At 58.8% G+C, this 12864-nt stretch carries 12 protein-coding genes; 5 read left to right on the top strand and 7 right to left on the bottom strand.

What is annotated here, in order from left to right; all coding sequences use genetic code 11:
- Positions 1–16 precede the first annotated feature (16 nt).
- Genes Q6A51_RS27330 through coaBC form a run of 3 tightly spaced genes read right to left on the bottom strand, consistent with a single transcriptional unit; the run spans position 17 to position 4317 of the window.
- Positions 17–2590 carry a phosphomannomutase/phosphoglucomutase gene (locus tag Q6A51_RS27330; RefSeq protein WP_322791241.1) on the bottom strand — a complete coding sequence of 858 codons (2574 nt, stop codon included), beginning with the start codon at positions 2588–2590 and terminating at the stop codon, positions 17–19.
- Between the two features lie 56 nt (positions 2591–2646).
- Positions 2647–3102, bottom strand: coding sequence for a dUTP diphosphatase (gene dut / locus Q6A51_RS03615; protein ID WP_201019474.1), 456 nt, complete (start codon positions 3100–3102; stop codon positions 2647–2649).
- Positions 3103–3108: 6 nt separating this feature from the next.
- The gene (gene coaBC, locus Q6A51_RS03610) at positions 3109–4317 is read right to left on the bottom strand and encodes a bifunctional phosphopantothenoylcysteine decarboxylase/phosphopantothenate--cysteine ligase CoaBC (RefSeq protein ID WP_201001035.1); all 1209 of its coding nucleotides are present in this window, start codon (positions 4315–4317) and stop codon (positions 3109–3111) included.
- Positions 4318–4451: 134 nt separating this feature from the next.
- On the opposite strand from coaBC, the gene radC reads away from it, so the two are divergent.
- Positions 4452–5126 (top strand): RadC family protein, encoded by a 675-nt coding sequence (radC, locus tag Q6A51_RS03605; RefSeq protein ID WP_201001037.1) that lies wholly within the window; start codon positions 4452–4454, stop codon positions 5124–5126.
- A gap of 88 nt (positions 5127–5214) precedes the next feature.
- Here radC and Q6A51_RS03600 read toward each other — a convergent pair whose 3' ends face one another.
- Positions 5215–6801: an ABC transporter substrate-binding protein gene (locus tag Q6A51_RS03600; protein ID WP_304574149.1), complete on the bottom strand. Its 1587-nt coding sequence runs from the start codon at positions 6799–6801 to the stop codon at positions 5215–5217.
- Between the two features lie 364 nt (positions 6802–7165).
- On the opposite strand from Q6A51_RS03600, the gene rpmB reads away from it, so the two are divergent.
- Complete coding sequence (gene rpmB, locus Q6A51_RS03595) at positions 7166–7399, top strand: 50S ribosomal protein L28 (protein WP_025257921.1); 234 nt, start codon at positions 7166–7168, stop codon at positions 7397–7399.
- A 10-nt stretch (positions 7400–7409) separates the two neighbouring features.
- Entirely contained in the window at positions 7410–7565 is a 156-nt protein-coding gene (rpmG, locus tag Q6A51_RS03590; protein ID WP_007894709.1) for a 50S ribosomal protein L33, read from the top strand.
- A 67-nt stretch (positions 7566–7632) separates the two neighbouring features.
- Here rpmG and Q6A51_RS03585 read toward each other — a convergent pair whose 3' ends face one another.
- Complete coding sequence (locus Q6A51_RS03585; protein WP_201019472.1) at positions 7633–7836, bottom strand: hypothetical protein; 204 nt, start codon at positions 7834–7836, stop codon at positions 7633–7635.
- Between the two features lie 72 nt (positions 7837–7908).
- A complete protein-coding gene (locus Q6A51_RS03580; protein ID WP_201019471.1) occupies positions 7909–8280 on the bottom strand; it encodes a cupin domain-containing protein in 372 nt (123 codons plus the stop codon).
- Between the two features lie 249 nt (positions 8281–8529).
- Between Q6A51_RS03580 and Q6A51_RS03575 the strand changes: the two genes are divergently transcribed.
- The gene (locus Q6A51_RS03575; RefSeq protein ID WP_201001043.1) at positions 8530–10023 is read left to right on the top strand and encodes an aldehyde dehydrogenase; all 1494 of its coding nucleotides are present in this window, start codon (positions 8530–8532) and stop codon (positions 10021–10023) included.
- Between the two features lie 117 nt (positions 10024–10140).
- Positions 10141–11289 (top strand): MFS transporter, encoded by a 1149-nt coding sequence (locus Q6A51_RS03570; RefSeq protein ID WP_304574148.1) that lies wholly within the window; start codon positions 10141–10143, stop codon positions 11287–11289.
- Here Q6A51_RS03570 and Q6A51_RS03565 read toward each other — a convergent pair.
- Complete coding sequence (locus Q6A51_RS03565; RefSeq protein ID WP_201019469.1) at positions 11286–12863, bottom strand: phospholipase D family protein; 1578 nt, start codon at positions 12861–12863, stop codon at positions 11286–11288. The two genes, Q6A51_RS03570 and Q6A51_RS03565, sit on opposite strands and share 4 nt — an antisense overlap.
- Position 12864: the final 1 nt, after the last annotated feature.

Genomic DNA, 12864 nt, shown 5'->3' with positions numbered 1-12864 from the left:
CAAAAGGAAAAAACAATCAGAACGGAAGTTTGAGATCCGGTGCAACTTTCTTGATCTCGGCGTGGAAAACATCCTTGATACGCTGCAATTCGGCTTCGGTTTCAGCCTCGAAGCGCAATACCAGCACTGGCGTAGTATTGGAAGCACGTACCAGGCCCCAGCCGTTCGGATAGTCCACGCGCACACCGTCGATGCTGGTCAGTTTAGCGTCGCCCCACTGGGCGTCTTTCTCAAGGGCCTCAATGATGCTGAACTTGGTGACATCGGTCACCTTAATGTTGATCTCAGGCGTAGAAATGTCGTTCGGGAAGGTCTCGAACAGGTCTTCGGCGCTCTGGGATTCCTGGCTGAGGATTTCCAGCAGGCGTGCAGCACTGTAGATACCGTCGTCGAAACCGAACCAGCGCTCCTTGAAGAAGATATGGCCGCTCATCTCGCCAGCGAGCAGCGCACCGCTCTTTTTCATCTCTTTCTTGATCAGGGAGTGGCCGGTTTTCCACATGACCGGACGACCACCATGCTCGCTGATCAGCGGGGTCAGGCGGCGGGTGCATTTCACGTCGAAAATGATATCGGCGCCCGGATTGCGTTTCAGCACGTCCAGAGCGAAGAGCATCAGCAGGCGGTCGGGGTAGACCACATTGCCTTTGTTGGTCACCACGCCCACACGGTCGCCGTCGCCGTCGAAGGCCAGGCCCAGGTCTGCACCTGTTTCCTTGACCTTGGCGATCAGGTCTTCGAGGTTTTCCAGCTTGCCCGGGTCCGGGTGGTGGTTGGGGAAGTTGCCGTCGACTTCCGCGAACAGGGAGATCACTTCACAGCCCAGGGCTTCGATCAGTTGCGGGGCGATCACACCGGCTGCGCCGTTGCCGCAGTCGACCACGACTTTCAGTTTGCGAGCCAGCACGATGTCGTTCTTGATCTGCTGGAAGTAGCGATCAAGGATGTCGACCTTGGTGATGCTGCCTTTCTGGGAAGTCAGGTTGTTGGTCTTGATGCGTTCGTGCAGCGCCTGGATCTGCTCGTTGGCCAAGGTGTCGCCAGCAATGACGATCTTGAAGCCGTTGTAGTCCTTGGGGTTGTGGCTGCCGGTCAACATGACGCCGGTCTTGCCAGCCAGCACATTGGCCGCATAGTAAAGCGCAGGGGTTGGCACCAGGCCGACATCGCTGACGTGGCAGCCGCTGTCGTGCAGGCCTTGAATCAGTTGTTGCACCAGTTCAGGACCTGAAAGACGTCCGTCGCGTCCAACGCTGACGTTCGGCTCGTTCTGGGCCAGGCTTTCGGAGCCTATGGCGCGACCGATCCAATAAGCCGTTTCAGCATTGAGGGTATCCCCGACCACGCCGCGGATGTCATAGGCGCGGAAAATATTGTCGGGAAGTTTAGGTGCCGTGGATTCTTGGCTGCTCATAACTGGGGGATGCTCCGATCTCAGGAAGTCCTGGTTTTCGTCGAGAAGGTCGATATCAAGAATATCGGTATCTTGAAACAGCGGATCTGTCCATTGGGCGTCAGGTGCTGTGAATGGGGTCGAAACACTGTTTCTCGTACTGCTTGCGGCGTCCGACTCCTCGTTCACGACCGGCTGTGGCTGGCCGCGAGGCGAAAAGCGGGCAAGGGCCTGAGCCAGACTGTTGAGTGCCTCAAGGCTCAAACCGAAGGGTTTGACGGTTTTTCCGTCCGAGAGTTCTTGAAGCAGCTGATTCAGTTGCCGTGCATCCTCGCAAATACGCCGTTGCAGAGCCCTTTCATTAAAGTGCAGCCCCAGTAATACGCCAGCCAGAGCAATGATTGCCGCCACTGACAGAAGCAGCAGGGAAGGTGAAGATTGCAGTGATGAGCCAGGGGTGAATTCGAGTTTCCAGTTGGCATGACCGGTATCGAAGCTCAACGGCTTGCCGTTGTCTGCTTCGCCGCGCTGCAGGAAAACCTGCTCTTGCCCTGTGCCGAATTGCTGGCTCAGAACGATTTTTCCGGCCTCGTCAGGCATGACCGGCAGTGCGTTGAGCAAGCGTTGTGGATCGAACGCCAGCAACAGGGTGCCAATGACCGGTTGTGTCGGGCTGGCCCGCACCGGTGCTGCGCTGTAGATCACCCAGCGCTCGCCCAGCTTGCGGGCTTCGGGAGGTGCGGTCTGGCCCTGGGCGGCGTCGTTCAGCATATCCAGAGTCGCAAAGCTCACTGGCAATGAGCCTTGTGGATCGACGTCATTCAGGCCTTTGGGATCGATTCGGGCGCCGACCAGGCCATCCCAGTACCTGAGCTGGTGTTGCAGTGCCGCCAGCGCAGCAGTGTCCTTGCTTTGCAGGGCTTGTACGAGAGCGTCGTTGGAGGCGGCAGCCTGGGTGTCGGCGTTCATCTGCTTGAGGGCCAGATTGACGGCCGAGGCCTGGCTGCTTCCCCAGGCTTGGGTCAGCGGGTTTTGTTGCTGGGGGTTGCTCAACAGCGCAAACCAGATCAGCACCGCTGAGCACAGCAAGCCTGCGACGGCAAGGAGGAGGCCGGGAAACAAGCCTTGCAGGCTTGCAGCCGGAGGCGGGTTCGTGGCGGTTACAGACTGCTTTGACACGTTTTGACTGCCTTTCACCCGACCTCTCCTGCGATTCGTCCTGAAACGGGGTGATCTTCCTGAGCCGCGAGCGATCAGTGGCTGCCGGAGTGACCGAAACCACCAGCGCCACGCTGGCTTTCATCGAACTCTTCGACCAGCTCGAAGCGGGCCTGAACCACCGGTACCAGCACCAGTTGGGCGATGCGTTCGCCGATGGAAATCTTGAATGCGGTCTGCCCACGGTTCCAGCAGGAAACCATCAGTTCGCCCTGATAATCGGAGTCGATCAGGCCAACCAGATTACCCAGCACTATGCCGTGTTTGTGGCCCAGGCCCGAGCGCGGCAGGATCATGGCTGCCAGACCCGGATCGCCGATGTAGATCGACAGGCCGGTGGGGATCAGCAGCGTCTGGCCAGGTTCGAGGATGGTTTCCTCCTTGAGCATGGCGCGCAGGTCCAGGCCGGCCGAACCTGGGGTGGCGTAGGCCGGGAGCGGGAATTCGTTGCCGATGCGAGGGTCGAGGATCTTTGCTTGTAGAGCGTGCATTCGTAGTTAAACCTGATTCATGCGTTCTGCGATAAAAGTGATCAGCTGGCGGGCAATCTTGGCCTTGCTGGTCTGGGCGAAAAGCGTTGCGTGCAACGCCCGGTCGATCACGCTGCAGGCGTTTTCCTCGCTGTTGAAGCCGATGCTGGGGTTGGCAACATCGTTGGCGACGATCAGGTCGAGGTTCTTGTCCTTGAGCTTGCGTGCAGCATAGTCGAGCAGGTGTTCGGTCTCGGCGGCGAAGCCGACACTGAAAGGGCGATCCGGGCGGGTGGCGATGGTGGCCAGGATGTCCGGGTTGCGGACCATCTGGAGCAGAAGGCCGTCGCCGTTGGTAGGATCTTTCTTGAGTTTGTGTGGCGCGATGACTTCCGGGCGGTAGTCGGCCACGGCTGCGGAGGCGATGAACAAGTCGCAGGGGATCGCAGCTTCACAGGCGGCCAGCATGTCGCGGGCGCTGACCACATCGATACGCGATACGCGATCCGGCGTTTGCAGGTTGACCGGGCCGGTAATCAGCGTGACACGGGCACCCGCTTCCACGGCGGCTTCGGCCAGGGCAAAGCCCATCTTGCCGGAGCTGTGGTTGGTGATGTAACGCACTGGGTCGATGTTTTCCTGGGTCGGGCCTGCGGTGATCAGGACATGCTTGCCGGTCAGGGTCAGGCGCTGGAAGCAGTCGGCGGCGCACTGGGCCAGATCGTTGGCTTCGAGCATGCGCCCGAAACCCACGTCGCCACAGGCCTGGCTGCCGGATGCCGGGCCGAAGACGCGAAAGCCGCGGTCTTCCAGCAGGCGGGTATTGGCCTGCACCGACTCGTCGCGCCACATGGCCTGGTTCATGGCCGGGGCAATGGCGACCGTTGCGTCGGTCGCCAGGACGATGGTGGTCAGCAGGTCATTGGCAATGCCTTGTGACAGACGGGCTATCAGGTCGGCAGTGGCCGGAGCGACGAGGATCAGGTCGGCCCACTTGGCCAGCTCGATATGGCCCATCGCGGCCTCGGCCGCCGGGTCCAGCAGATCCATGTGTACGGGGTGCCCGGAAAGGGCCTGCATGGTCAGGGGCGTGATGAACTCGGCGCCACCTTTGGTCATGACGACACGCACTTCTGCGCCGTGGTCGCGCAACCGGCGAACCAGTTCGGCGCTCTTGTAGGCCGCGATGCCGCCGCCGACGCCCAGAACGATGCGTTTTCGATACAGCCGCTGCATAGGCCTGCCTTTTTGGTCGATTGAATACGCGACAGCGATGACGCCTCCCCAGGCCAGGTCGCCGCGCAAAAAAGATGGGCTAAGATAGCACAGCGACCGCACCGGAACAGCGGCGCCACACACATGGAGGTGCTATGAGTATTCGCAATTGGCCTGTGTCCGAACGCCCGCGTGAGCGTTTATTGGCATCGGGGGCGCAAAGCCTTTCCGACGCCGAGTTGTTAGCCATCTTTTTACGTACCGGCGTGGCCGGAAAAAGCGCTGTAGATCTGGCGCGTCATCTGTTGAATCAATTTGGCAGTCTGAGAGCGCTGCTGGAAAGCGACCTGAGCATGTTCAGCTCGCATCTGGGGCTTGGGCCAGCGAAGTTTGCCCAGTTGCAGGCGGTGATGGAGATGGCGCGTCGGCACATGGCCGAAACATTGCGTCGTGATTCAATCCTGGAAAGCCCGCTGCAAGTGCGCAGGTATCTCAAGGCCATACTTCGGCAGGAACAGCATGAAGTCTTCGGCTGCCTGTTTCTCGACAGCAAGAATCGTGTCCTGACGTTCGAGACCCTGTTTCACGGGACGATCAACGCGGCGTATGTGCATCCGCGACAGGTCGTCAAACGTGCCATGGTCCACAATGCCGCCAGCGTAATCCTGTGCCATAACCACCCTTCGGGCGTCACCGACCCCAGCCATTCCGACATCGAACTGACCAAGCGCCTGAAACAGGCGCTGGCGCTGATCGATGTGCGGGTGCTGGACCATGTGATCATCGGCGATGGAGAACCGCTGTCGATGGTGGAAATGGGTTTGGTGTAGGCCTTTCGCGAATGAGCGGAGCGCCGCCCGATTCGCTCCCACACAGTCTGCGTAGGAGCGAATTCATTCGCGAAGTTTCACAGAGCGCTTACTTCACCTTCACCTTGTAAAAGTCCTGACGCCCGAACGGGCTGACTTCATAGCCGGTAACGTCCTTGCGGGTCAGGGTGGCGGCGGTCGGGTGGGCCAGTGGCAGCCACAGTGCCTGCTGCTGGATCTGCGCCTGGGCCTGTTGATACAGCTTGCTGCGCTGCGCCTGATCGCTGGTGGATTTGCCGTCGCTGATCAGCTTGTCCAGGGTCTTGTCGCAGTAGCGGGCAAAGTTGGTGCCCGACTGCACGGCGGCACAGGAGAACTGCGGCGTCAGGAAGTTATCCGGGTCGCCGTTGTCGCCTGCCCAGCCCATGAACAGCAAGTCATGCTCGCCTGCCTTGGCGCGACGAATCAGCTCGCCCCACTCGATGACCTTGATCTGGGCATCGATGCCGATCTGTTTCAGGTCCGCTTGCAGCAACTGCGCACCCAGGCTTGGGTTGGGGTTCAGAAGACTGCTGGAAGGGCGAGTCCAGATGGTGGTCTTGAAGCCATCCTTCAGTCCGGCCTTGGCCAGCAACTCCTTGGCCTTGGCGACATCATGTGGATAACCCGGCAGCTCTTTGGCGTAGCTCCAGGTGTTGGGCGGGTAAGGGCCGTTGGCGATTTCTGCGGTGTCTTCAAACACGGCTTTCAGGTAGTTCGCCTTGTCGAAGGCCAGATTTACAGCCTGACGCACTTCCGGTTTGTCGAACGGTGCGTGCTGGCTGTTGATCGCCACGAACGCTGTCATGAAGGCTTCGTTCTTTTCCACCTTGAGCGCCGGGTCTTTGCTGGCCTCCGGGATATCCAGCGGCTTGGGTGAAAGCGCGATCTGGCATTCATCACGGCGGATCTTCTGCAGGCGCACATTGGCATCCGGCGTGATGGCGTAAATCAGCGTGTCGCTTTCAGGCTTGCCCGCGAAGTAATCCTTGTTGGCTTCGTAGCGCACCACGGCGTCTTTCTGGAAGCGCTTGAATACGAAAGGGCCGGTGCCGATAGGCTGGTTGTTGAGTTTTTCCGGTGTGCCGGCTTTCAACAGCTGGTCGGTGTATTCAGCCGAGTAGATCGACGCAAACCCCATGCTCAAGGTCGCCAGAAAGGTCGAGTCGGCATGGTTCAGGGTAAAGCGCACGGTATGGGCGTCCGGCGATTCGATATTCTTGATCAGTGCAGGCAGTTGCATGGACTGCGCATGCGGGAAGCCGCTCTGGGCAATCTTGTGCCAGGGGTTCTGCGGGTCGAGCATGCGCTTGAAGCTGAACACTACGTCTTCCGCGCTGAGTTCGCGGGTCGGGGTGAAATAGGCGGTGCTATGGAATTTCACTCCGGAGCGCAGTTTGAAATCGTAGGTCAGCCCGTCGCTTGAGACTGTCCACTCCTGCGCCAGGCTCGGTACCAGCTTGCCGCTCTTGGCATCGAAATCCACCAGACGGTTCATCAGCACATCGGCCGAAGCGTTGGTGGTTGTCAGTGAGTTGTACTGCACGACATCGAAGCCTTCGGGGCTGGCTTCGGTGCAGACCACAAGACTCGCTGCCTGAGTCATGACCGGGAAGAGCAGCGGGGCGAGCAAAAAGGGTATTGCAGCAAGACGCATGGCGATATTCCTGTAATCAGAAAGGGTCCATCTGCCGGCGCAGTCTGGTGAGCGCCTTACCCTAGACCATGTGCCTGCTCAGAACAATCGTCACAGCGCGACGAGCGGTCAATTTGCCTGCGTGCCCGTATAGCTTGAGCGCAGGGCTTGCGAATACATATTCCTGAGGCGCAAAGTACATTGCTTGTTGTTGCCTCAAAGGGTTTCTGGTATAAAGCAGCGCTCTTTTCTAGGGGCCCGGTTCCTTCACTGTAGGTGTAGCCGGTAAGACCCTTAAAGAAACGCGGCGCCTGGCGCCAAATGACTGAGAGATTAAGCGGCCAACCCATGCCGGGTTGGGCATGTGGTTTTAGAGGGCTGAGGCATGTCGAGAGTCTGTCAAGTTACTGGTAAGGGTCCAGTAACCGGGAATAACATTTCCCACGCAAACAACAAAACCCGTCGTCGTTTCCTGCCAAACCTGCAGCATCATCGCTTCTGGGTTGAAGGCGAGAAGCGTTTTGTCCGTCTGCGCGTATCTGCCAAAGGCATGCGTATCATCGACAAGCGTGGCATCGAAGCTGTGCTTGCTGATCTGCGCCGCGACGGCAAAATCTAAGGAGATAATCATGCGTGAATTGATTCGTTTGATCTCGAGCGCCGGTACTGGTCACTTCTACACTACCGACAAGAACAAGCGCACTACTCCCGACAAGATCGAAATCAAAAAATTCGATCCGGTTGTACGTAAGCACGTGATCTACAAAGAAGGCAAAATCAAGTAATTGATTCTGTCTCCTGCAAAAAAGCCCGCAGCAATGCGGGCTTTTTTGTGTCTGTCATTTGGTGGTATCAGCCAAATGTGAAGCTCGAAATCAGACCTGCCTGATCTGTGTTTACCTGGACGCGGTTCAGATCGAATTCCCTGGTGCTGAAATCGTCAGGACCCAGAACCCGGGCACGGCCGGTCAGCTCGCTGATGTAGGCCTTGATAGTCGGTATGTAGCGGGTGCCGATCAGGTATTGAAGGGTCTGGGTGATTTGTTCGTTAGTCATTTTCATAGTCCTTTATGAAGAATGTCCGGAATGGACGCCCCTAGATTCATGGATCCAGACGCGCCCCAAGCGTTACTTATTTATATCTTTGGCCTCAAACACGACGTAAATCTTGCGGCATGTTTCCAGTACTTCCCAAGTCCCCCTGAAGCCTGCCGGGATCACGAACCGGTCTCCTGCCCGCAAGGTCTTGGCGCGGCCTTCCTCGTCACGCAGTACTGAAACACCCTGCACGATCTCGCAATACTCATGTTCGGTGTAATTGACCCGCCATTGCCCAGGTGTCCCTTCCCATACGCCGGCATTCATCTGTCCGCACGGGCTGTTGTAGTGGTTGTAGATCGTCTGCTGCGGATCACCCTTGAAGACTTTTTCGGGGGCAGGGCGATAGTGCTCCGCAGTCGTACCGGCTTCGCTGAAATCGACAATGTTTTCGATGCTCATGTGTTCACCTGGCGCTGAGAAGTGATGCTGCTTGGATAACGCGCAGCCTTGATAAGTGCCGTGACGTTTAAAATGGTCGTTGAATAAAATCAACATATACGGCCAAAAGTGGCTATTTTTGTCAAATATATTGGATTTGCGAGATCGCTGGTTTAGGGTGGCGAATGCTTCGGGCTGAACTCGCAGGCTCGGGATCGAGTCCTTAATGTTCTACAGCCACGCCACTACCATCAAAAGGAGGACATGCGTATGACCACCCTGACTCATGCTGACTGGGAAAAACGTGCCCAGGATTTAAAGATAGAAGGCCGCGCCTTCATCCATGGCGAATATACAGCTTCCGCTTCAGCCGCTACCTTTGATTGCCTGAGCCCGGTTGATGGCCGTTTACTGGCCAAAGTCGCCAGTTGCGATGCCGCCGACGCCCAGCGTGCCGTAGACAGTGCCCGTAGCGTATTCAATTCCGGTGCGTGGTCGCGTCTTGCACCGACCAAGCGCAAGGCCACGATGATCCGTTTCGCGGGCCTGCTGAAAAAACACGTTGAAGAACTCGCCCTGCTTGAAACCCTGGACATGGGCAAGCCGATCAGCGACTCCTTCAATATCGACATTCCGGGTGCAGCCCAGGCGCTGAGCTGGAGTGGCGAGGCCATCGACAAACTGTACGACGAAGTCGCCGCCACGCCTCATGACCAGTTGGGCCTGGTAACCCGCGAGCCTGTGGGTGTTGTGGCGGCCATTGTGCCGTGGAACTTCCCGTTGCTGATGGCCTGCTGGAAGCTGGGGCCTGCGCTGTCCACCGGTAACTCGGTGATTCTCAAGCCTTCCGAAAAGTCGCCGCTGACCGCCATCCGCATCGCGCAACTGGCGATTGAAGCCGGTATTCCGGCTGGCGTGCTCAATGTCCTGCCGGGGCATGGTCATACCGTTGGCAAGGCTCTGGCCCTGCATATGGATGTGGATACCGTGGTGTTTACCGGTTCGACCAAGATCGCCAAGCAATTGCTGGTCTATTCGGGCGAGTCGAACATGAAGCGCGTCTGGCTTGAGGCTGGCGGCAAGAGCCCGAATATCGTCTTTGCCGATGCGCCGGACTTGCAGGCCGCCGCCGAAGCGGCTGCCAGCGCCATTGCCTTCAACCAGGGTGAAGTCTGTACGGCCGGTTCGCGGCTGTTGGTCGAGCGCTCCATCAAGGATCGCTTCCTGCCGCTGGTGATCGAGGCTCTCAAGGCCTGGAAGCCAGGCAATCCGCTGGACCCGGCGACGACAGTCGGTGCTCTGGTCGATACCCAGCAGATGAATACGGTGCTGTCGTACATCGAGGCCGGACACGCCGATGGCGCCAAGCTGGTCGCAGGCGGCAAGCGCATTCTGGAGGAAACGGGCGGTACGTATGTCGAGCCGACCATTTTCGATGGCGTGAACAATGCGATGAAAATCGCCCAGGAAGAAATCTTCGGTCCGGTTCTGTCCGTCCTGACCTTCGACAGCGCTGAAGAAGCCATTCAGATCGCCAACGACACGCAATATGGTCTGGCTGCGGCGGTATGGACGTCTGACTTGTCCAAGGCGCACCTGACAGCCAGAGCATTGCGGGCCGGTAGCGTGTGGGTCAATCAGTACGATGGTGGCGACATGACCGCTCCGTTCGGAGGCTTCAAGCAATCGGGCAATGGCCGCGACAAGTCGCTGCATGCGTTCGATAAATACACCGAACTGAAATCAACCTGGATCAAGCTGTAAACACGGTTTTGTAAGGCTTTAATCTGTGGGAGCGAATTCATTCGCGAATGAATTCGCTCCCACAGGTCCAGGTTTTCCGGTTGTATTGAACACTTCTTGACCCGTCGGAGCAGGGAAATGCGTTGGGGTACTTATTTCGCTGTGCTGGCCTCGGTCCTGAGTGTCGGCCTGGCGGTGGGCGTCAGCATGCCGCTGGTGTCATTGCGGCTGGAAAGCTGGGGCTATGGCACGTTTGCCATCGGGATCATGGCGGCGATGCCTGCCATCGGGGTGCTGCTGGGCGCGGGGCTTGCGAGCCGACTGGCCTCACACTTCGGCACGGCGAACCTGATGCGTCTGTGTCTGTGGGCCGGTGCATTCTCGGTCGGTCTGCTGGCGCTGCTGCCTTATTACGAGGTCTGGCTGGTCTTGCGCCTGATGCTGGGCGTGATCCTGACCATCGTCTTCATTCTGGGCGAGAGCTGGATCAACCAGTTGGTGATCGAGCGTTTGCGTGGGCGTCTGGTCGCTCTGTATGGCAGTTGCTATGCCTTGAGCCAACTGGCCGGGCCGCTGTTGCTGGGCGTGATCGGCACCGAGGCCGATTATGGTTTCTGGATCGGCGTGGCGCTGCTGGTCAGTTCACCCTTGCTGTTGCTCGGGCGCAGCGGAGCGCCGAGTACCGAAGCCTGCTCGGTGACGTTTCGGGATTTGCTCGGCTTTTGCCGGGGCATGCCGGCCATCGCCTGGGCGGTTTCTCTGTTTGCCGCGTTCGAGGCGCTGATCCTGACGCTCTTGCCGGTTTACTGTCTGCGCGAAGGCTTCACGCCGGAAATCGCCTTGATGATGGTGAGCACTGTGGTGGTCGGGGATGCGTTGCTGCAATTGCCGATCGGCCTGCTGGCTGACCGTGTATCGCGTCGTGCCCTGTTCTCGGGCTGCGCGATTGCCTTGCTGGTTTCCAGCCTGTTGATCCCGTTGCTGATCGATACAGTGCTGATCTGGCCACTGTGGGTGCTGTTTGGCGCCAGTGCGGGTGGTTTGTTTACTCTGTCGCTGATTCTGATTGGCGAGCGTTATCGCGATGATGCGCTGGTGCGCGCCAATGCTCATGTGGCTCAGCTCTGGGGCATCGGTTGCCTGCTCGGGCCGCTGGCTGCCGGTGCCGGTAGCCAGTGGGTCAGTGGCCATGCCTTGCCGTTGATGATGGCGGTCGGGGCATTCGGGTTGGTGATTCTGTCGTTGAGAAGCAATGCATTCGGCGGCAAACAACCCATTGCCGCTTAGAGCATCTTTTCCAGGCCAATGGCCTTGCTGACCCAGGAGTTCAGGCGGCGCCACCAGCCGCCTGGCTCCTTGTGCAGGGTATGCATCTGGCCGTTGTCTTCGGTCACCCATACCACTTGCCCGTTTTCCAGTTTCACCTCGTAGCTCAGGTTCGGGGCCATGCCTTGCAGGGTCAGTTCGCGCAGTTCTTCGGCCAGTTGCGGGCTGTCGACCAGCACGCCTACTTCGGTGTTCCACAGCACCGAGCGCGGGTCGAAATTGAACGAGCCGACAAAGATCTTCTGCCGATCAAAAATCATCGCCTTGCTGTGCAGGCTTGAGTCGGAACTGGTGAGGAACGAGCTTTTCTTGAACAGATGCGGGCCGCTGCCGCTGCTTCCCGTGTCGCCGGGTTGGCGGCGCAGCTCGAAGAGTTTTACGTCATGTTCCAGCAGCGCCTTGCGATAGGGCGCATAGCCGCCATGCACGGCGGGTACGTCGGTAGCTTCCAGTGAGTTGGTCAGCAGGCTCACGGACACACCGGCGTCCGCTCGGTTGGTGAGGTACAGCAAGCCGGCTTCGCCCGGCACGAAGTACGCCGAAATCAGCATCAACTCCTGATGCGCCTTCAGCAGCTCGGGAGCCAGTTGCGTCGTGAGCAGCAAGTGCGGATCGGGCTCTCCGCGCGCCAGTACCTTGGTCGGAGCATCCCACAAGGCCTGGTTGTGTGCCCAGACCAGTTCGTTGAGCCAGGTTTTCAGGCGAGGCCGGGTCTTGTAGCTCATCAGGCGCTCGTACAGGGCTTTATGTAGCTGATGGGCCTCTTCCAGAGAAGCGGCCAACCGTTCACGGGCCTGGGTCAGGTCGCTGGCGGTGGGCAGGATGTACATGAACTCATCAATGGGTTTGCTCAGCGTGCTGTTCCAGTACTGATCGAAGCTGTGTCCCAATTGCTCGGCGACCGGCCCGACGCTGAGCATGTCGATGTCGGTAAAGTTCATGTTGGGCTCGGCGTCGAAGTACTCGTCACCCAGGTTGCGTCCACCGACGATGGCGACACTGTTGTCGGCCAGCCACAGTTTGTTGTGCATGCGTCGATGTTGCCGTGACAGGTTCATCAGCCTCCCGACGCTGCGTGTCACGCCGGTCTCGCGGCCAAGGTTCTGCGGGTTGAACAGGCGGATCTGGATGTTCGGGTGAGCGGCGAGGGTGGCAATGGGCTGATCGAGGCCGTCACTGGTGGTGTCGTCCAGCAGGATTCGCACACGAACCCCGCGATCTGCCGCCTTGAGCAGCTCATCGATCAGGGCGCGGGTGCTCAGGCCGTCATGCACGATGTAGTACTGCAGATCCAGGCTGCTTTTGGCATTGCGGATCAGCTCGGCACGGGCCATGAAGGCATCGGTGCTTTCGGGCAGCAGGCGAAACCCCGAGCGCCCTTCATGGGGCATTGCCAAGGCCTGGATCGAGCGCCCGAATTCGGAGGTTGAAGGCGCCAGGGCCTGGCTCGGCTCGTTGGGAACGCTGAGATGAGTGCAGCCACTGACGCACAGCGCAACCAGCAGGCAAAGGGGCAAGGCCCATGATTTCTTCAAA

Source organism: Pseudomonas serbiensis, assembly GCF_030580745.1.
Taxonomy (GTDB): Bacteria; Pseudomonadota; Gammaproteobacteria; order Pseudomonadales; family Pseudomonadaceae; genus Aquipseudomonas; species Aquipseudomonas serbiensis.
This window is presented reverse-complemented; position numbering and strand designations above follow the sequence as displayed.